At 38.8% G+C, this 18,701-nt stretch carries 18 protein-coding genes and 2 pseudogenes; 11 read left to right on the top strand and 9 right to left on the bottom strand.

Annotation, left to right across the window (positions count from 1 at the left end; genetic code table 11):
• Window positions 1-64 precede the first annotated feature (64 nt).
• The 3 genes and pseudogenes from ACIQXV_RS16980 to ACIQXV_RS16970 all read right to left on the bottom strand — a co-directional run bounded on the left by ACIQXV_RS16980 (window position 65) and on the right by ACIQXV_RS16970 (window position 3,513).
• A complete protein-coding gene (locus tag ACIQXV_RS16980) occupies window positions 65-316 on the bottom strand; it encodes an ArsR/SmtB family transcription factor (protein ID WP_402960461.1) in 252 nt (83 codons plus the stop codon).
• A 618-nt stretch (window positions 317-934) separates the two neighbouring features.
• Window positions 935-1,914, bottom strand: a pseudogene (locus ACIQXV_RS16975) (SDR family oxidoreductase).
• Window positions 1,915-2,418: 504 nt separating this feature from the next.
• Entirely contained in the window at window positions 2,419-3,513 is a 1,095-nt protein-coding gene (locus ACIQXV_RS16970) for an L-dopachrome tautomerase-related protein (RefSeq protein WP_402960395.1), read from the bottom strand.
• A gap of 750 nt (window positions 3,514-4,263) precedes the next feature.
• On the opposite strand from ACIQXV_RS16970, the gene ACIQXV_RS16965 reads away from it, so the two are divergent.
• Complete coding sequence (locus ACIQXV_RS16965) at window positions 4,264-4,776, top strand: DUF3231 family protein (protein ID WP_402960460.1); 513 nt, start codon at window positions 4,264-4,266, stop codon at window positions 4,774-4,776.
• A 146-nt stretch (window positions 4,777-4,922) separates the two neighbouring features.
• Here ACIQXV_RS16965 and ACIQXV_RS16960 read toward each other — a convergent pair whose 3' ends face one another.
• Window positions 4,923-5,384 carry a hypothetical protein gene (locus tag ACIQXV_RS16960; protein ID WP_402960394.1) on the bottom strand — a complete coding sequence of 154 codons (462 nt, stop codon included), beginning with the start codon at window positions 5,382-5,384 and terminating at the stop codon, window positions 4,923-4,925.
• Between the two features lie 176 nt (window positions 5,385-5,560).
• Here ACIQXV_RS16960 and ACIQXV_RS16955 point away from each other — a divergent pair.
• A pseudogene (locus ACIQXV_RS16955) lies at window positions 5,561-6,066 on the top strand (DUF3231 family protein).
• Between the two features lie 154 nt (window positions 6,067-6,220).
• A complete protein-coding gene (locus tag ACIQXV_RS16950; RefSeq protein WP_402960393.1) occupies window positions 6,221-6,460 on the top strand; it encodes a WGxxGxxG family protein in 240 nt (79 codons plus the stop codon).
• A 919-nt stretch (window positions 6,461-7,379) separates the two neighbouring features.
• Here ACIQXV_RS16950 and ACIQXV_RS16945 read toward each other — a convergent pair.
• The 5 genes from ACIQXV_RS16945 to ACIQXV_RS16925 all read right to left on the bottom strand — a co-directional run bounded on the left by ACIQXV_RS16945 (window position 7,380) and on the right by ACIQXV_RS16925 (window position 9,999).
• Window positions 7,380-7,598, bottom strand: a complete 219-nt coding sequence (locus ACIQXV_RS16945) for a helix-turn-helix domain-containing protein (protein WP_000974626.1) — start codon at window positions 7,596-7,598, stop codon at window positions 7,380-7,382.
• A gap of 10 nt (window positions 7,599-7,608) precedes the next feature.
• Window positions 7,609-8,094, bottom strand: coding sequence for a DUF2975 domain-containing protein (locus ACIQXV_RS16940; RefSeq protein ID WP_402960392.1), 486 nt, complete (start codon window positions 8,092-8,094; stop codon window positions 7,609-7,611).
• A 112-nt stretch (window positions 8,095-8,206) separates the two neighbouring features.
• Entirely contained in the window at window positions 8,207-8,404 is a 198-nt protein-coding gene (locus ACIQXV_RS16935) for a hypothetical protein (RefSeq protein WP_402960391.1), read from the bottom strand.
• Between the two features lie 298 nt (window positions 8,405-8,702).
• A complete protein-coding gene (locus ACIQXV_RS16930) occupies window positions 8,703-9,041 on the bottom strand; it encodes a YolD-like family protein (RefSeq protein ID WP_402960390.1) in 339 nt (112 codons plus the stop codon).
• A 301-nt stretch (window positions 9,042-9,342) separates the two neighbouring features.
• Complete coding sequence (locus ACIQXV_RS16925; protein ID WP_402960389.1) at window positions 9,343-9,999, bottom strand: CatB-related O-acetyltransferase; 657 nt, start codon at window positions 9,997-9,999, stop codon at window positions 9,343-9,345.
• 1,003 nt (window positions 10,000-11,002) lie between these two features.
• Here ACIQXV_RS16925 and ACIQXV_RS16920 point away from each other — a divergent pair.
• The 8 genes from ACIQXV_RS16920 to ACIQXV_RS16885 all read left to right on the top strand — a co-directional run bounded on the left by ACIQXV_RS16920 (window position 11,003) and on the right by ACIQXV_RS16885 (window position 18,686).
• The gene (locus ACIQXV_RS16920) at window positions 11,003-11,908 is read left to right on the top strand and encodes a hypothetical protein (RefSeq protein WP_402960388.1); all 906 of its coding nucleotides are present in this window, start codon (window positions 11,003-11,005) and stop codon (window positions 11,906-11,908) included.
• Between the two features lie 619 nt (window positions 11,909-12,527).
• A complete protein-coding gene (locus ACIQXV_RS16915) occupies window positions 12,528-13,256 on the top strand; it encodes a GntR family transcriptional regulator (protein ID WP_402960387.1) in 729 nt (242 codons plus the stop codon).
• 15 nt (window positions 13,257-13,271) lie between these two features.
• Window positions 13,272-14,420, top strand: a complete 1,149-nt coding sequence (locus ACIQXV_RS16910) for an LLM class flavin-dependent oxidoreductase (RefSeq protein WP_402960386.1) — start codon at window positions 13,272-13,274, stop codon at window positions 14,418-14,420.
• On the top strand, window positions 14,421-14,999 hold the full coding sequence (locus tag ACIQXV_RS16905; protein ID WP_402960385.1) for an amino acid synthesis family protein: 579 nt from the start codon (window positions 14,421-14,423) through the stop codon (window positions 14,997-14,999).
• Window positions 14,999-15,808 (top strand): alpha/beta fold hydrolase, encoded by an 810-nt coding sequence (locus ACIQXV_RS16900; RefSeq protein WP_402960383.1) that lies wholly within the window; start codon window positions 14,999-15,001, stop codon window positions 15,806-15,808. The genes ACIQXV_RS16905 and ACIQXV_RS16900 overlap by 1 nt, the downstream gene beginning before the upstream one ends.
• Window positions 15,809-15,821: 13 nt before the next feature.
• The gene (locus tag ACIQXV_RS16895) at window positions 15,822-17,306 is read left to right on the top strand and encodes an aldehyde dehydrogenase (RefSeq protein WP_402960382.1); all 1,485 of its coding nucleotides are present in this window, start codon (window positions 15,822-15,824) and stop codon (window positions 17,304-17,306) included.
• Between the two features lie 80 nt (window positions 17,307-17,386).
• Window positions 17,387-17,941: an NADPH-dependent FMN reductase gene (locus tag ACIQXV_RS16890; protein WP_402960381.1), complete on the top strand. Its 555-nt coding sequence runs from the start codon at window positions 17,387-17,389 to the stop codon at window positions 17,939-17,941.
• A 16-nt stretch (window positions 17,942-17,957) separates the two neighbouring features.
• Complete coding sequence (locus tag ACIQXV_RS16885; RefSeq protein WP_402960380.1) at window positions 17,958-18,686, top strand: riboflavin kinase; 729 nt, start codon at window positions 17,958-17,960, stop codon at window positions 18,684-18,686.
• Window positions 18,687-18,701 lie beyond the last annotated feature (15 nt).

The following is an 18,701-nucleotide window of genomic DNA, read 5'->3' as shown; positions in this document are numbered from 1 at the left end:
ATTTTCCGATAAATCGATAAATAAAGTGCGAGTGAGAGGGGTAAAAAACTCACTTAAATTTTCCTTAAATTTTTGTACCAATGTATTTTTCGAACTTTTTAATCGTCTCCTCATTACGGCGATAATACGTCCATTGTCCGATTCGCTTTATTTCAACAAGTCCGCTTTGCAGCAGAATCGATAAATACTGTGAAGTAGTGGATTGCGATATCCCCGCCTTGTTTCGGATATCCCCTACGCAAACCCCACCTTTAAATCCTTCATCGGCAATAATATGGGTTTGCGGTGAAAAATGACTGTCGGGATCTTTTAGCATTTGAAGAATGCTCACCCTTGTCTGGTTCGACAATGCCTTAAAAATTTCAACGGCTTGTTCATCATTTAATCGTTCCAATGTCATTTGCCTCTTTCTATATCGATTATCACTATCCCAATGAAAGCTGGATAGAGGATCTGAAAGCATCATGCCAAATCGGTAATTCGCGATATTACTATCTTATCTATCTAGTCCTTCCAAATCAAATCATTTGTTTGGAAAGGAAATACTGTGAGAAGCTCCCATCTTAAAAAAGGCCACTAATAAACCTGCAAATAGCAGGTTCGACTGTTCCGCAATTTCATTTTTGAACTTATTCCATTATTTTCAGCTTATAGACTTCTCTAAAAATACAATCTTATTCACTAGAATATTCACTAGGCACTTGCATTTTTTAATATAACGTCTACAAGATGCAAGTGCCATGTTTATTATTCATATTATTGGATAATTCAGCTCGTAACTTGGGTAGCAATAGTACGGTGGCCTAAGTGCAATTTTAGACATTGGCCAGGAATCCTCCATATAGACCATCGTTACTTTTTCATTTGAATGGTTTACTAGCAATAACTTTACTTCTGGATTAAATTCATATCTCAAAATCGTAAACCCCTTCCATTAGGAATGTGTGGATTCTCCCCCATCAACATGAAGAACTTGACCAGTAACAAAACGAGAATCATCAGAAGCAAGATAGACAAAGGTTGGTGCGAGTTCAAATGGATGGGCAACTCGTTCCATTGGATTAAATGCTCCATAAACAGCGACTTGGTCTGACGAGAAACTTGCTGAAATAAGTGGGGTCCAAATTCGGCCGGGGGCGACGGCATTGACTCGGATCCCTTGTTTCACGACATTTTTAGCCAAGGCACGTGTCCAGCCAACTATTGCCCCTTTTGTGGCCGTAAAATCAATCATTTTCTGCTCACCTACATACGTCACCACTGAAGAAGTGCCAATGATTGAGCTGCCCGGTTTTAAATGAGGAAGCGCTGCTCTTGTTGTGTAAAAATGAGAGTATATATTAACTTTGAAGGTGTCATCGAATTGTTCATCTGTAATGTCAAGCAGACTTAACTGTTGGAATTGGATACCAACGTGGTTACAAAGAATATCGAGACGTTCAAACGTATTTACTGTTTGTTCTACAATGGAGACACACTGTTGTTTGTCCCGCAAGTCACCAGGCATTAATAAACAACGTTGTCCGAGTTGTTCAATCCTCGTTTTTGTTCTATTTGCATCCTCATGTTCATCTAAGTATGAAATAGCAACATTTGCGCCTTCTTTAGCAAACGCAATTGCTACTGCTGCACCAATACCACTGTCCCCCCTGTAATAAGTGCTACTTTTCCAGATAGCTTTCCACTCCCTTTATAGTTAGGATTTTCGATAATTGGAAGGGGTACCATTAATTTTTCCACTCCGGGATGGCGCAGCTGGCGCTGTTCAGGTAAACTTATCGGAATTTCTTTGTAACGCGTGATTTTCCCATAGTTAGGGTACATGGGATAAGGCTGAGTTTTCATGTTCGCTTTAAACATTTCTTGCATTTGCTTTATTTGGTCTAATTGACGACTTTGATCCTTTTGATCCATGGAAACCTCCTATAGAAATAATTTTCTTCTATAGAATGTAAATGTTATACACTACAAATAAAGTAAAAAAATATAAAAAAAGTTGTATACTTTCAACACAGAAGCATATTCTTCCTCAAAAGGACTCCTTTTTTCTTTTTTATATAGAATGATTGTCGAGGTATAAAAAAACAGGCTGCGAAATGTATCGCAGCTACTTGTACTCTATATTAAATGGATAATGGTTCAAGCTCAGGTCCTTGACAGCAGCTATGGATAAATCATTATTTTTTTGAAAAAGCTGATTGCCGTCCTTATTTCATGACGGATTGGTTTGCTTTTCTTTTTCCCAAAATATGTTTTCTTACCTGAAATCCTTTATAAATTATATAAAAACTCCCATTTTAAGAAAGAGAGTTAAACCTGGGTTTATGATCGTTCAGGGGAGCTGCATCCATAATAAGGTAGAAGTGGCTGAATAACATCTAAAAGGCCTACTTCTCTGAAGGAAGTAGACCATTATTTTTAAAAGGCCGGAGCAGGTAATTCGCCAATTTTCATACGAAGTAAACTATAAGGTTTTTCTCGTAAATCTCTCCCATAATGAAATCTGGCCTGCCGATGTAATTGGTTTACAATAACATATAAGTATCCATCAGGGCCAATTGAAAAAGTATCAGGCCATAGTATTCTTGGATCATGTGCAAGGGTTTCCATTACTCCATTCGGCAATATCTTTCGAATACTGTTATTTTCATAGTCCCCAGCATAAACGATTCCTTTTGCATCAGTAATCATTCCATCAGACGCACCTTTTTCTCCCCAATACTCCACATGATAAGTTAAATCCATATCCGGTATTGTTCTGTCTCTCAGGACTTCTGTTGAGATCGAGAACAAATGTCGACTGGTTAGTGGAGCAAAATATAATATCTTTCCATCGGGAGAAATCGCAAGACTATCAGAAGCCAATCTAAATGGAGAAGTTGAACCATCTTTGTTTCGATTCATTAATATTCGACCTTCTACTTTCGGTAAAAAATAGGGATCGGGTGAAGTTGAATTTGCACCATTTAACCGTCTAAACGCGTTTCCATTTGATAAATCTAAGACGATAATAGCTCCTGGTCCTCTTGAAGAAGAATCCGTTATATAGGCATAACCTGCTTTTCCAACACGAAAATCAAAACGGACATCATTCAGATAAGTTGTAGGCAGGACAACATCTTCTGTAAAGGTATATACTTTCCTTATTGTATTGGTTTCTAAATCAACAGCGACTAATTTTGCCCCCCCTTTAATAGGTTCAGAAAAATTGGGTGCCGCTGTATCTAATATCCAAAGCGTTCCCCTTCCATCAGCAACTACACTTTGGACACTGATGAAAGTCATTGTGATATTCTCGGGGTTAACCAAATTGGTTTGTAAATTGGGATAAGGCTGCAATTTATCCTCAACAATTTCCCCCACCGTAAATTTAACATCGTCTCCCCATTTCGGAAAGCAAATGAAAATACGACCGGTTTCTGAAACAGTAACACCTGTAGGCATAGCCCCATAAAATGCATAAACTAGTTCTAAATTACCGAAATATTTTTCACTAGGTAACATAGGTTTCATAATATCCTCCTCAAGCATTCAAACGGGATATTTCCTATATATGATTTATATTTTTTCTAGTGCATGTTTCTTAATAAGTTTTTCTATACGAAAAGATGATTGAATTGATTGTTTTCGAAATTTAATAAGTCTGTCAGAAGAAAGGAAACATTTTAATTTAAAGGTCTCCAGATGAAGTAGAATTCAATTAGCAGGTAGCGAAGTTCAATATTCCCGAATCAACGTTAAGCTGTTATAAATAAAAATTGGGAAAATTTGCTTTTTAAACTTTGTGAAAAAATGTACTTAAGCTAAACTGCCCGTTAGCCACCCATGAATCGAAAAATCATCGCTTCACCACAGAGAATGAAAGTAGGGTTTTTGTGGTCATACTGATATTGCGACATGAGGTTTAATTTTAGGCTCAGCTTTTTTAAAAATTATAATTGCTGGGTCTACTTTAGCATTGTCTTTTTTAGATTTTCACTGTTTTGTACTTTCATGCTAGCAAAATAAGAAAACGGGATCGCCGCAGCCATCCCATCTTTAACATAAGCACCCGTTACTTGAATAAGCAAAAAGGATGTCGTAACAGCACAACCTTGTTTTACTCTTGAACCCAGTTAATTACATAACAACTTTGTTTGTTGAACTTCCTCCTTTCAAATAACTCGCAATTAAAATAATGAATAATATCAACGGATTGAGAAATATAAAGAGGTGCTATGAAGAAGGGTGACGCTAATTATGGATTTAATTAGGAGGATTACAATGGGAATTTTAAGTGGAAATCCAACAGATGAACCAATGCACTATGGAGAAGTTTTTGGTACGTGGTCGTTTCTTACAACGGTTAAATGTTCAGTCGCAGGTTTTCAAACCCACATAAACCATGCGGGTGACGAAGACTTGCAAAAATTACTTGAAGAAGCCATTCAGGGTGGGCAACAAGAAATTAAACAGATTGAAACCATATTAAAAGCAAATGGAATTGGCTTACCACCAACACCGCCTGAGAGACCTAAAGCATGCTTAGAGGACATTCCCGCTGGAGCAAGATTTCAGGACCCCGAAATAGCAGCTGCTCTTTCAATGAGCATTGCAGCAGGATTAGTATCGTGTAGTACAATTATGGGGCAATGCATTCGAGAAGACATTGCTATGATGTTCGGGCAGTTTCATCTTCAAAAGGCAGCAATTGGAGCTAAAGTTCTACGACTACTTAAAGAAAAAGGATGGTTAGTTCCACCGCCATTACATCATTATAAAGCTGATGATTGTTAGTTAACTTAAAACTGGTACAAGGGGATCAGAATTTTTATTCTTATCCCCCTTTTCGCTCTTAAAGTAATCTGCCACTTTAGTTGAACAAGAAAAATGTGCTGAAATAATAACTCAATGATCTTTCACTAAAGCACCCTTTACTTTATTTAGTTAGTTAGTATCAAATAGTAGTATTTTGCATCTTGTAATGAACTACTTAAATCAAATGGTGCTTTGAAGGCAATATATATTGCAATACCTGCTAATATAGTTATAATTACACCGCCATCTTTAAGCATTTTTCTATTTTTCTTATAAAGGATAAGCGTTGTTATAATAACAATTAAAAAGTATGATACCGATAAAATTAGTTTTACTAATACCAATTTACTATCATTTACAGCATTCATATAATTTACTAAATCGTCTTCATTGGCAGCTCTCTCTTCGATAATAGATATGTCTCCTTTGTAGCCAACCTTCCAAGAAAATTTATTTTGTTCTTTTGTTACGGTGTACTCATAACCTAAAGTTTTCCCATCACCAATAATCCCTGAATATTCCTGTGTGTCTTCTTCACTTTGAGAACAAGCAGATAAGATTAAGGTGGAACTTTTCTTTTCGGGCATCTAATGTTTGAACTTTTCCAGAGTGATTTGTTTTCTCAATACTAATAAAATGTTCCTTTCACAAAAGTAACTTAATAAATGAATAATAATAAATGTATTAATCAATAATATTCTTTGGGTTCTATTTCCTTTAAGGAGTAATTCATGAATGTAAAAAGATGATAAGGAGTTTAGTCATGGGAATTTTAAGTGGTAATCCTCAGGATGAACCAATGCATTATGGTGAGTTTTTTTTACTTGGACTCACCTATTAGCAAACAATGGCTTAATTGCTGGTTATCAGTCTTATATTAATCACACTGGTGATCAGGATTTGAAAAAAATTGTTGAAAAAGCAATTCAAGGTATGAAAAACGAAAACCAACAATTACAAGAACTTCTTAAAACAAATGGTATCGACTTGCCTCCAGCACCACCGGATCGTCCTAACGCAAATTTAGAGGACATCCCTGTCGGAGCAAGATTTACTGATCCAGAGATTAGTGCATCTATTTCCAAAGACGTCGCTGCTGCATTAGTTGCTGGCAGCCAAATAATGGGACAATGTATCAGAGAAGATATTGCTATGATGTATGGACAGTTTCATTTTGCAAAGGCACAATTTGGTTTATAAATGTTAAAGTTAAATAAGGAAAAAGGATGGTGGTTAGTCCATCCTCTTCATTTAAATAAATCTGAATAATGTTTAAAATTCTAGGGCGATACTTTGTGTAGCCCTTCTCTTTTTTGTAATTAGGTCTTTTCTCTCTTTGCAATTTTTTTCATCTCAGTTTTACAAACAGAATAATGTTATTTTTTTAGGAAATATTAAAGTTATATTATTGAAAGGGGGTAATATGATGCTTAAAAAAGTTCTTAACTCGTTTGTTGTCCTTAGCATAGCTGTCGTCATGCTATTTGGGTTAAATGTTAACGCTCAAAATAATAACAACAACAACGATATCAATGGAATCACTCGTGTAGCCAACACAGGAGACGTTACCAATGACGACAACGATACTGATTGGGGTTGGATTGGTTTAGTTGGATTAGCAGGACTATTGGGCTTAAGAAGAAGAAATGACAGAAAAGATTAGTAATTAGATTTATTTAATCTAATGGTTTACCCCAAACCTTTCAAAGCTAAAAGATCCCTTATTAGTATTAAATAAAAATAGGATCCTCAGGGTCCTTTTTTGCATGGATATATAGGTATAATCGACATTTTTAACCAGGTTAGCCCCTCTGCCCTCCATCCAAAATAGTGCAATTGAATTACGTGAACTTCAATTCTTTTTATAAATTTCATAACTCCATCTTAACTCTTCATAATATATCTTCACCCTTCTTTACCTCACACATGGGTCAAATGAGACATTAAGGAGTCATTTCCCTTCTTCTACTAACCTGCCCGTTACTTCAATAAGGATTTGTTACTAACAGTCTCAAAAACGACCGTTAACGAGTCTCAATAACGAGTGTATTTGCCTTTTGAACCAGTTTCTTTACGACGCTGGTAAAAAAAAGACGATTCCCCTTTAAGTAAGTAGTTCAGTTTTGGAGTACAAAATGTAAAATAACACTCCAAAACTAACTACTTTTTTATATGCTTTCCGTAATATGAATCGTATGCGAATTCGTATAATTTTGAAGAGTAGATTGGAATAAAAATTACGGAGGACTTTAACAAACAACAGGCATTTTGTTGAAAAATAATTCCAAATGGAAGGGGTTTTACTAAATATCCCTAGAATATTACCTTATTGTGTAAAAACGGGGGGGATGAGAATGAATTTGTTGGTTTTACTAAAAAAATTAAGATGGTATTTTATTAACGGGTTACCTTTTGAGGTGCAAACATTGCTAATCACATCATATTTTTTGTCACTAATATCAATGCAATTCTCAATGGAATTCTCTGAGTAAGTAACATCAATAAACGCAAAGAAGGGATAGTTTAATGACTATCCCTTAAATTCTCTATCGACTCCCGTTAAATAAATTTGTTGTCTGTTTTTATTGAGTGTCTTCGTCGCTTTTGTACTCCAAAATATCACCTGGCTGACAATCCAAAGTCTTACATATCGCTTCTAATGTTGAAAAACGAACCGCTTTTGCTTTCCCATTCTTCAGAATAGAAAGATTCGCCATAGTAATTCCAACCTTCTCCGAAAGCTCCGTTACGCTCATTTTTCGTTTTGCTAACATCACATCAATATTAATAATAATTGCCATATTCTCCACCTCAGACCGTCAAATCATTTTCTGATTTTATGTTAATCGCTTCTTGTAGAAGCCGTTGGAGGATAGCAGCAAAGACGGCGATAACCAACGAAGCAAAAATGATGATGAGTCCCATTAATCCAATAGGAGGGTCAACTTTCTTTGCTATAAAACGAAAGAGTGGCAAACCTAATACATACAAACCACTGATTGTAATCGCACAGCACTTTATGTTCTTTAACGCCTTTACAGATAATTCCGAGAACGCTGTGTTCTCGTCAATGTACCGTAAAAGGTTGAAAGCCTGATAGAGAGAAAAGTAAAAAGGCACAGCCGCTCCATACATTACGATGAAAAAGAGATATTTCATTGGGGCAATATTTGGATACAATTTTGCTGCAAAATTCGCCATACGGGGCACTAAAAATATACATAAAGCAAGCACTGCAATTCCAGCCAGAAAAATAATTACCTTTAAGAAAGAGGTTGAACCTCGTTTACCATTCATTTAAAACACCTCACTTATTTAATGACAACATGATTTTATCACATTATTTATCGTTTTACAATAAATTAGTATTGTTTTTCATTATATTATTATTGTTAACGGAATATCCTTTTTATTTAAAGTAAATAATATCGTTTAAATCAAATTCTTTATTTTTGTCAGTAAGGATGTTACTTAAAAATAAATCAACAGTTTCGCTTTCTGTTCTTTCAGCGTACTCGGCATATTGCTTAACAATTTCCCTTGATTGCTCCGAAATTTCCCAGTTAACCTTTTTGGCATTTAAACCTTTTGGCTCCAAATATCTCATTGCGAATCACCAAACTTCCGTTCGTATTTTCACACCTATTTTAGCACTTAAATTCGTAAGACTCCAATGGAAATTTCGGTCTTACGGATTGGCATACGGAATAAAATACGAATTATGGATAAATATTGGCAATAATACTGATATAGCAACAAAAAAAGACATACGAAATAATTGACGATTTCGTGTGTCTTTTTAAGTGTTTTTTAATTGTTTGTACTCCAAAAGTGAACCACTTACCCTTTAAGGAACCGACGTTCTTCTTGTTGTGTTTTTATCTCTATTCATCGCTTAATGTCTTCTATTTCACGACCTTCACTCCGACAACACTATCAAATATCACTTTCTCGAATTCGCCAGACCCTACTTCAATTCGCAGCTCATTCGTAATAGAATCGACGTAATGAACACGGCCAGTTATATCCGAAGTAAATCCGTCATCCCATATCGTCAGCTTTACAGCATGACCGTATTCCATCGCGTAAATAATGCGAAGGTCAAACTCTTCTGCCTCATGCTCATCGACCATCTTTTTACTTATCCGCTCGGTATCCCGCCAAAAGTTACGCTGAGTCTTCGCCAATTCGGGCAATTGAAATGCTGCCTGCCATTTAACCATCCCACGATCACGTATCGCCATATAATCGCCTCCTTTGTTTATATTATATACAAACAAATGTTCTGTGTGCGAGTAAAAAAAGACCACTTTTTCAGTAGTCTTTGCCTTCTTGTTCAATTAAAGCTACCCGTTAGCCATCCATGAAGCGCAAAATCGGCGCTTCACCACAAAGAATGAAAATATATTGAATCCGGCGATACTGTTCCTAAGGCTGGGAGAGGAAGGTCGATAAACTATGGTGCCTTAGAGCCCATCCGTTAGTCTGACTCCAACGACCACGGTGCACCACAAATGTTCTACCTAGCTTTATATTTATAGGAACTCAGTCCTTAATTTCTCGTAAATAATACTCATATAACTCATCAATAGAAGAACTAGAAAGTAAGTGAGTGGCTGCTTCAATAGACTCTCTCTTCCAATCAAACCAGCGTATCTCTTTTAACTTCGCAATTTCCTCTTCTGAAAAACGCTTCTTTACTTCTTTTGCAGGGTTCCCGCCAACTATAGTGTAAGGTGCAACATCTTTTGTTACAACTGAACCTGCTGCAACAATTGCGCCTTCACCAATGGTAACACCTGGCATAATCATTGCATTCATGCCAATCCATGCATCACTTTCTATAATTGTATCCCCTTTTGGTTCAAAGGAATGGTTAATTTGATCAACAAACGGATAAACAGTAATCCACTCTGCATGGTGATTGTTATTTCCGCCCATCAGAATGACGACACCGCCTGCGATACATACATAATTACCAATAATTAATCGATCTATTTGCCATCCAAATTCCTCGATGGGGTTGAATAAGCTCCTAGATTTTTCATCTCCCCATAAATACCTCACGCATCCGTCTTCAAAGGAATAGTTATCATAATAACCGGAGTAATAGGAGTAATCACCGACTTCGATTAATGGATTCGTTACGATATCCTTTAAATATTTAATCTCAGACCAGTGTTTAAATTCGTTTTTATTCATTTTGATGTCCTCGCTTCTAAGTTATTTTCTTACTATGGTTACTTAGAAGCTAAATGCAGTAGCTACATTCTTAAGCATTTTTAGACGGCGAACCATCGGAATCATCCTTCCTTAATATGTGATGAGAATTATAGCAACGACTTATTTTTTTGTCAAATTCACTCACTAAACAGCATTAGGGTTAGAAGACAAAAAAAGTGATACAAAATATATTTAGTTAAATTTCAAATCGTTGTTTACATTCATGATATCGATACTCCACAATCTGGCCCGATTGCGGAAGATTATTTTATCGAAAACCAATCAAATTTGTATAACATTTTTGATTCCAAAAAATATGGTTTTTTATCTTTGATCATCCAGAAGGTATGAAGTGGTAAAAAGTCTGTCATTCGCTGATACACTTTTTGTCATTCAGTGGTAAAAACTATGTCAAAGGTGGTACATTTCGTTGGCTGTAATCAAGAATAATGTAAGATATGAAGCTATAAATGCAGATATGCTTTGCTAAATAAAAGTAAAGTATATTTACTTTACCTCTCCGATGTTCGTACTATAATAAATATGTTTTTGTGTGAAGAACTTTTGCCGCTAGAATGTTTTTGTTGATTGTGACCATTAGAATCGTTTTTCTACAGGATCTGGCAATTTTATCACAGATTGGGACGGGAAAGGGCCTATATATCAAGGACTTCCGCTGTTTTAATTAAACGTTTGTTTGATAGAGGAAAATGGAGAGAATGGTCGAGGCGTGTCTGATTGTGGAATGGAAATGACAAAGGTCAATTGTTTACACGGAGGGAAGCAGAAGAGCTGAAATTGATAGCAAATCGATCCAAAAATGCAAAGAACGGCTTCAAAATTCACTTTTGAACGCAAAAAAAAGGTTTTTCGTATAAAAAGTGCCGTCAAAAGTGAATTTGAGGAGTTCGATTCTCTTTGCAAAACCCGATATCGTAGAGGTGCCGGAAACGGAAACTTAGCGGTGAAAGGGTGGCTCAAAATGATGAATTTGAAATCAGGCATGATTGAGGGATTTGAGCAGTTTTCACAATTTGAGAATTTACAAGAGTTTAATCACCATATAGAAAAGTGGCTGCTAGAACACAAGAGTGATTTTTCAAAAGGGGAGCTGGTCGGTTTAAAGCGGCTGGTTCGTTTTGCTGCGAAAATCCCTGGAGTGTGTAATGCTAAAATTGGCACGATGTTAAAAGCGATTCATAAGGAATACCACGATAACGGTATTTCCCGATCTACGTTTAAACGGATGATTATCAAAGCGAAAGATTTAGGGATTTTCACTGTCCATGAAACGGAACGGAAAAATGGTTCGCAGTCCAGCAATCTGTATGTGTTTAATCGTTTTCCTGTAAGTGAACCACCCAAACAAGAAATATTGACCCACCCTAAAGAAACTATTGATCTTTTAAAAACTGAAGAAGATCAAAAGATAAAAAAACGTAAAGAAGAACCGTCTGAATTAGATCACACATTTGTTAGCAACCGTGTGCCAAAGGATTTTGTTCAATTTGTTAAATGTTTCTTCGATGATGCAAAATTGATCGAAGAATACTGGCGTATGGTCCATATTTTAGCTTTTGACTATAAACTCCATGGAGAAACTGATGTTATTGTTGGTATTGCCATCGATGCATTCCGGCAATTAATAAGAAAAATGAAATTTACAAATGTCGTCCGGAAGCCAATTGCTTACTTCTATGGGATCTTGAAGGAGAAGTTTTTTGAGTATTATGATGGCTGGGTAAATGAAATGGATGCAGACAAGCCAATGAAACCGCTCCTTTATCATATTGAAGGGAAATACTTTGAATGGAGTTGGTTGAACGGCGAAAGCCTGGAAATGGTCAATCCGCCTAAAAGTGGTGAAGCGCGGATCATGTACATCTAATGACCAGGGAACGAACTTAGGGTGATGAGTTAGAAGAAATGTTGTCGTGAAACGGGGTGACATATTTCGACGCATTTTATAATAGAAACTCTCTATTTGTTGATGGTTGGGGTTGTTTTAATCAATCGTTTGTTTAGTATCAAAACGTACCAATTTTTGTAGATTAATAGTTTTTATAAATTTATATTGAAGATAGTTATCGAAAAATTGAGACCTATCATCGACAGAAATTTTTCTGACAAACTGGCCGGAGTTCGTTTAACATAAGGGTTTTGGCCAAAATTAATCAAACGATTAATTAGTACATTTCTTGTTAATCAAACGTTTGATTGGATTTGCTGCTTTTGTTGTTAAAGAGGGGGTTAAGTGATTATTGAGGTACGAAGTTTGTCGAGAGGCGTTTTGGTAATAACGAATGAAAAGAAGGTTCAAGGGGGACGGTTCTTGTGGCTTTTTTAGACGAGGAAAAGTGAAAAAAACCATGAGAACCGTCCCTGTGGACTTCCTGTGGACTTCTTAAAAATAATTTGAAAATTCCCAAAAGAAATAATTGACTAATAAAATGAAAGCGTCTACAATTATATTATCGAAAACTTGCATGGTACATGGTACATGGTACATGGCACACAATCGACAACACCAAGAAGTTGAAAGGGAGGTCTTTCTCATCGCGACAATATTAACTACGAGTATTACAGAGCAGGTTACTAATGCCATTCGTGAAGCAATTGTTACCGGCGAATATGAACCCGGCCAAAAATTATCCGAAGCAATTCTTTCGGAACATTACAAGGTTAGTAGAACCCCGATTAGAGAAGCATTAAAACAATTGGAACGAGAAGGGCTGGTTGAAATTATTCCGAGAGTTGGAACGTGTGTAACGAAACCAACGGATAAGGATTTAACAGAGCTTTTTACAGTAAAGGAAGTGATGGAAGGGCTGGCAGCAGGGTTACTGGCGGAAAGCGGAGACGAAACGTACATCAAAATGGTTCAGGACTCTGTGACATCGATGGAACAGGCGGTCAAAACCAATGATCACAAGCTATATGTAGAGTCAAATAATATCTTCCATAAAGCCATATTGGAAGGAGCAAATAATTCCAAATTAAGCTATCTCCTAAATTTGCTTCTGAACCAAATTCCATATAGCCGCTATGTGTATTTGAGTATTGAAGTACCAAATCGATTGGAAAAATCTTTACATGAGCATCAGGTAATTTTAGAAGCTTTACTTCTGGGAGATCGTTACAAAGCAGAACAAGCCATGCGTGATCACGTAAGGGCGAGTGGAATGCAGCTTAAGCAAGGGATCTATAACAAACTTTATAATAAAAAACAAGAATAGAGAGGAATGAACCCTATGAAATTCGGAATTTTTGCAAATTTAGCTGGACCAAGCAGACACGAGGAATACCACCAAGTACTTGATGAAGCACGCGAGCAGGCAGTCTATTGTGATGAAAATGGCTATGATTCTATTTGGTACACAGAGCATCATTTTGGCCATGAAGGCAATGAATTAATCTCGAACCCGATTTTAATGGGCGCAGATATTGCAGCGCGGACAAAAAATATCCGCATCGGGCAGGCAGCCAATGTCATCACGTTCTGGCATCCGCTCAGGTTGGCAGAGGATATTGCGATGCTTGATCAACTAAGCAAAGGCCGGGTTGAAGTAGGGTTAGCCCGCGGGTTATACGGAAGAGAAGCGGCCAACTTAAATACTTTTGCCGATCCGAAGAACCAGGAACAAAACAGAGCGTTATTCGAAGAAACGGTAGAAATTCTCAGAAAAGCATGGTCGAATCGATTCTTTTCCCACGAAGGCGACATTTATCAGTTCCCGCCAAAGGGATTAAAGTGGAGCCATCCGATGAGCCCATCCACTCCGGATTTCATGGATATGGAAAAAGGCGAGATTAATAAAATCTCGATTATGCCGGGTACGTATCAAAAACCATACCCGCCTCTATGGCAAGTAATCGATTCACCGCGTTCCATTGAGTGGGCAGCGGAAAATAATATTAAAGGCATGTTCTGGATGCCGACAGTGAAGGAATTGAAGCTACGTTTTGAACTATATCGCGAAAAAGCATCGAAGGCGCGCGGATATAATGTTTCTCTAGGTGAAGGCATTGCATTAGTTCGGGATGTTTATGTTGCCGAAACAATGGAACAAGCCCGCCAGGATGCGGCAGAGGCTGTCCTGAATAACTATCGCTGGATCTGTCACTGGAGAGGGCTTGGCAATCTAATGGATCCGGGCGAGCAAGTAAAACCTGGCCAAGAGCTGAACTATGAATTCTTGCATCCTAGAAATCTATTGTTTGGTACTCCGGACTATGTGGCCGAGAAAATCCAAGAATTGAAGAATGAGCTCAATTTACAAGAATTATTGCTTTGGGTCAACCACAATACTCTGCCACATGACAAGATGATGAAGAGTTTGAAATTATTTACGGAAGAAGTTATGCCGAGATTTACTAATGTGAAAGCGGGGGTTTTGTAAATGTTAGAAATTCGTAAAGTATATACAGCGGTTGAAGAGACTCGGATTGAAGGCGGTAAACCATTAGATACACCTATTCGAATGATTACGACGATGCTCGTCATGAAAAACCCTTGGGCGGGCCGTGGTTATGTGCAGGATTTAATGCCGGAAATTAATAAATATGCGCCTGAAATTGGTGAGGTTTTAGTCAACGAATTATTTAAACATATTGGTACTCCAGATGAAGTGGAAGCATTCGGAAAGGCCGCTGTTGTCGGCGTAGACGGCGAGGTTGAACATGCTTCTGCCTTTATCCATACATTGAAATTTGGTAATAAATTTAGGGATGCTGTTCAAGGAAAAAGTATCTTAAGCTTTACGAATAAGCGCGGCGGAGCCGGAACAGCTGTGGTGATTCCAATGGTTCATAAGAATGACGAATCCCAGCGTTCTCACTTCATTACATTCGAAGCGTCTATTCCAGACGCACCGCGGGCAGATGAAATTGTGGTCGCAATCGGTGCTGCGACAGGCGGACGTCCACATCCACGAACAGGAAACCGTCATCAAGATATGGTAGAGATGGGGCTTGTTTAATGTCACTTGCGCAGTATGATCAAGGAACCATTTATTATGAAGAAACAGGAAATGGAGAGCCATTGATTCTGATTCATGGTGTGGGCTTGGATCATCAGATGTGGGAAAAACAAGTGAAGGGACTATCAAAAAAGTATCAGGTAATTTGCTACGATATGCTCGGGCACGGGGGATCTGACAATCCCCCAGGTCCTTATTCACTTTCCCTCTATGTCCGGCAATTAGCCGGGCTGCTGCAGCATCTGCAAATCGACACCTGCCATGTCGTCGGTTTTTCGATGGGCGGAATGGTAGCACAGGCCTTTGCCCTGGAATTTCCTGAAAAAATCAAAACCCTTACCATCCTGAATGCGGTTGCGAATCGAACGGAAGAACAGAGAAAAGCGATCCTGTTACGAGTGGAAGAGGTCAAAAAATCAGGTGCGGGGTCCACCATTGAACCAGCTATCCAGCGTTGGTTTAATCCTGACTTTCTGAAAGCCAATGAATCATTCGTCAATCACATACGGAAACGACTTCAAAGGAACAATCCTCACTCCTATTTGGCTGCCTATACGCTTTTTGCTACTGCTGATCAGGAGTTGTGGCCAAGGCTATCAACTATTAAACTTCCAACATTGATTATCACTGGGGAACATGATGTTGGATCAACTCCAGAAATGTCGATGAGTATGCACCAGCAAATCGATCATTCAGAACTACTAATTTTTCCAAAAATGAAACACATGTTACCGGCTGAGGACGCTGATTCTCTAAATCAAGCCATCGATCGATTTATCAAAAGGAATGCCGTGCCGGCGGTGAGATAAAGGGGGGAAATGCATGTCAGAATTAAAAAAATACAAGATGTATATAAATGGGGAATGGACAGAGTCAACGAGCGGTGACTATTTTCCAAGCTATAACCCTGCTACAGGCGAGCCGTGGTGCTATGTCGCAAAAGGGACGTCCGAGGATGTAGATCGTGCCGTTCAAGCAGCCCATCATGCCTTTTTGCATTCCAGCTGGGCGAAAATGACGTTTACCGAAAGAGGACGCCTTGTTAGACGATTGGGCGAGTTAATTGCTGAGCAAGTAGAGGAGCTTGCGCAATACGAAACGCTTGATAACGGAAAATTAATCCGTGAAATGAGAGGCCAGCTAGCCTATCTGCCGGAATTCTTCTATTACTATGCAGGCCTTGCGGATAAAATCCACGGGAAGACCCTGCCGATTGATAAGAAGGATATGTTTGTCTTTACATCAAGAGAGCCGCTTGGTGTAGTGGCGGCGATCACACCTTGGAATTCGCCGCTTTATTTAACCACACTGAAACTGGCGCCAGCGCTAGTAGCGGGTAACACGATCGTTATCAAACCGTCGGAAGTGACTTCCGCCTCTCTATTAGAACTGATGAAGCTTGTCGAGAAAGCTGGATTCCCGGCTGGGGTAGTGAATGTCGTGACCGGCTTTGGCATGCCAGTCGGAGATACATTAACGTCGCATCCACTCATCAGACGGATTGCTTTTACCGGCGGTCCGGATTCGGCCCGTCATGTGGTACGAAATTCTGCGGACAATTTTGCCCAGGTTTCGTTGGAGCTTGGCGGTAAATCACCGAACATCGTCTTTGAGGATGCGAATCCTGATAATGCGGCTATGGGCATTATCGCCGGTATCTTTGGTGCGTCCGGTCAAAGCTGTGTCGCGGGGTCGCGCGCGTTTTTACATGTTGATATCTACGACAAAGTCATGCAAAAACTGGTAGACCGCGTCTCGCAAATTAAAATTGGTGATCCGTTGAAAAATGATACGGAAATGGGGCCACTCGCTACACAAGCTCAATTAGAACGAGTAAAACAATACGTCGCTCTGGGACATGAAGAAGGCGGAAAGGCCGTTTTCGGCGGTAAAGTTCCAGAATATTTAGATAAGGGTTGGTACTTTGAACCGACTATTTTCGAGCATACCGATCATACAGCCCGGATCACGAAGGAAGAGATCTTTGGCCCCGTGTTAAGTGTTATTCCGTTTAAGGACGAAAAAGAAGTGATTCAACTAGCCAATAGTACAGACTATGGTTTGGCAGCGGGCATTTGGGTGAGTGATGTGGCCAAAGCGCACCGTGTCGCAAAGGCCGTCAATGCTGGAATCGTTTGGATCAACACCTATCGCAGCATTTCCCCGATCGCGCCAATTGGCGGTTCAGGGCTGAGCGGCTACGGCAGAGAAGGCGGATATGAAGCTATACATGAGTATACGCAAAGTAAGGTTGTATGGGTGAACACATCATCAGAGCCAATTCCGGATCCGTTCATAATGAGGTAAACAGCGTAAGCGCTGACGCCGTGGAGCCACGCTGATTGAAGCGAGTTATTCGCTGAATACCAAACAGGAGGGGTTAAAAAATGAAATTATTAGCTATTTCTGGGACGATTACGGGTTCGAAAACGAAAGTGGTTGTCCAAAAGGTGGCCGAAGAGGTTAAGACTAAGTATCCGGAAATTGAGGTAGAAGTACTAGATTTAAAGGAATATGATATTCAATTCTGCGATGGTCGCGATCCTTCCACTTATACTGGTGATACGAAAAAAGTCATCGATATCGTTTCTTCGGCCGATTTTTATATCATTGGAACGCCGATTTTCCAAGGTTCGATTACCGGTGCTCTAAAAAACCTATTTGATTTAATCCATCCTAAGGACTTTAGAAATAAAGTGATGGGATTTGTCGCAACAGGCGGCACATACCAACATTACCTAGTTATCGAAAATCAGCTAAAACCAATCGCAGGCTATTTCCGTGCCTTTGTCGCTCCGGGATCTGTTTATGCAACGAATGATCACTTTAATGCACAAAATGAGATCGTCGATGCGGATGTGTTAAGCCGTATCTCTCAGTTAAGCGATGAAGTTGTTCGCATGCAAAAAGGGCTAGAGCCCGAACTCCAATTTCTAGCATGAGGTGGTGGTGTTTGACATGACCGGTATTTTAATAGAAGAAAAAAATGATTCCACGCTGACAAAAACAAGGATTTTGGGCAAAGTTATCCGTGGAAATCAAATTGGACGCACCATCGGCTTTCCCACTGCTAACTTGCTTTTGAATGAGGGAGTTTTTTTACAAAAAGGGGTTTATGGAGTCCATGTGTTCTATCAAAATCAGCTCTATTACGGCTTGATGAATGTAGGTGTGAGGCCCACTGTCAATAAAGAAGAAATAAATATTCATTATGAAGTTCATATTTTTGACTTTGATCAAATGATTTACGATGAGGAATTGGACGTTGAGGTTTGTTATTTTGTCAGAGAAGAACAGCTGTTTAGTTCCATGAAGAATCTCGTTTTACAAATAAGGAAAGATGTTGAGACCGTCCAGCGGATGTTTAACATCGTGCAGCCTGCGATTGTAAAAAAAGAAATTAAGCCCGGTTCCGAAGAATATATCCATTTAACGGACCTTGCATTTATTCAGCTGTGTGACGATAAGCATGGCATTAATCGTGGCGTCTATAACACGATTGATACCTGGATTTATAAACAAGGAATTAAGAACATATTAGAACGCAGAAGGCTTTTATTGACTTTTTTAGAATCGATAAAGGATTGCGAGAATTCCCGTAAAAAATTTGGCCCTGGCGGTCTGACGCCGAAGCTGGAAGAGTTTTTTTACGGAAATGTTGAAGGAAAGGCAGCATCGAACTTTTAGTTAAAGACGGAAGGA

Origin of the sequence: Neobacillus sp. NPDC097160, from assembly GCF_044762155.1 — a bacterium.
Taxonomy (GTDB): domain Bacteria; phylum Bacillota; class Bacilli; order Bacillales; family Cytobacillaceae; genus Neobacillus.
This window is presented reverse-complemented; position numbering and strand designations above follow the sequence as displayed.

Excerpts from the sequence above, each read along its gene's own strand:
- ACIQXV_RS16885 (WP_402960380.1), top strand. The coding sequence starts at position 17,958 with ATGACCGGTATTTTAATAGAAGAAAAAAATGATTCCACGCTGACAAAA.
- ACIQXV_RS16920 (WP_402960388.1), top strand. The coding sequence starts at position 11,003 with ATGATGAATTTGAAATCAGGCATGATTGAGGGATTTGAGCAGTTTTCA.
- ACIQXV_RS16900 (WP_402960383.1), top strand. The coding sequence starts at position 14,999 with ATGTCACTTGCGCAGTATGATCAAGGAACCATTTATTATGAAGAAACA.
- ACIQXV_RS16915 (WP_402960387.1), top strand. The coding sequence starts at position 12,528 with ATGGCACACAATCGACAACACCAAGAAGTTGAAAGGGAGGTCTTTCTC.
- ACIQXV_RS16965 (WP_402960460.1), top strand. The coding sequence starts at position 4,264 with ATGGGAATTTTAAGTGGAAATCCAACAGATGAACCAATGCACTATGGA.
- ACIQXV_RS16925 (WP_402960389.1), bottom strand. The coding sequence starts at position 9,999 with ATGAATAAAAACGAATTTAAACACTGGTCTGAGATTAAATATTTAAAG.
- ACIQXV_RS16890 (WP_402960381.1), top strand. The coding sequence starts at position 17,387 with ATGAAATTATTAGCTATTTCTGGGACGATTACGGGTTCGAAAACGAAA.
- ACIQXV_RS16970 (WP_402960395.1), bottom strand. The coding sequence starts at position 3,513 with ATGAAACCTATGTTACCTAGTGAAAAATATTTCGGTAATTTAGAACTA.
- ACIQXV_RS16960 (WP_402960394.1), bottom strand. The coding sequence starts at position 5,384 with ATGCCCGAAAAGAAAAGTTCCACCTTAATCTTATCTGCTTGTTCTCAA.
- ACIQXV_RS16930 (WP_402960390.1), bottom strand. The coding sequence starts at position 9,041 with ATGGCGATACGTGATCGTGGGATGGTTAAATGGCAGGCAGCATTTCAA.
- ACIQXV_RS16950 (WP_402960393.1), top strand. The coding sequence starts at position 6,221 with ATGATGCTTAAAAAAGTTCTTAACTCGTTTGTTGTCCTTAGCATAGCT.
- ACIQXV_RS16935 (WP_402960391.1), bottom strand. The coding sequence starts at position 8,404 with ATGAGATATTTGGAGCCAAAAGGTTTAAATGCCAAAAAGGTTAACTGG.
- ACIQXV_RS16905 (WP_402960385.1), top strand. The coding sequence starts at position 14,421 with ATGTTAGAAATTCGTAAAGTATATACAGCGGTTGAAGAGACTCGGATT.
- ACIQXV_RS16980 (WP_402960461.1), bottom strand. The coding sequence starts at position 316 with ATGCTAAAAGATCCCGACAGTCATTTTTCACCGCAAACCCATATTATT.
- ACIQXV_RS16945 (WP_000974626.1), bottom strand. The coding sequence starts at position 7,598 with ATGGCAATTATTATTAATATTGATGTGATGTTAGCAAAACGAAAAATG.
- ACIQXV_RS16940 (WP_402960392.1), bottom strand. The coding sequence starts at position 8,094 with ATGAATGGTAAACGAGGTTCAACCTCTTTCTTAAAGGTAATTATTTTT.
- ACIQXV_RS16910 (WP_402960386.1), top strand. The coding sequence starts at position 13,272 with ATGAAATTCGGAATTTTTGCAAATTTAGCTGGACCAAGCAGACACGAG.
- ACIQXV_RS16895 (WP_402960382.1), top strand. The coding sequence starts at position 15,822 with ATGTCAGAATTAAAAAAATACAAGATGTATATAAATGGGGAATGGACA.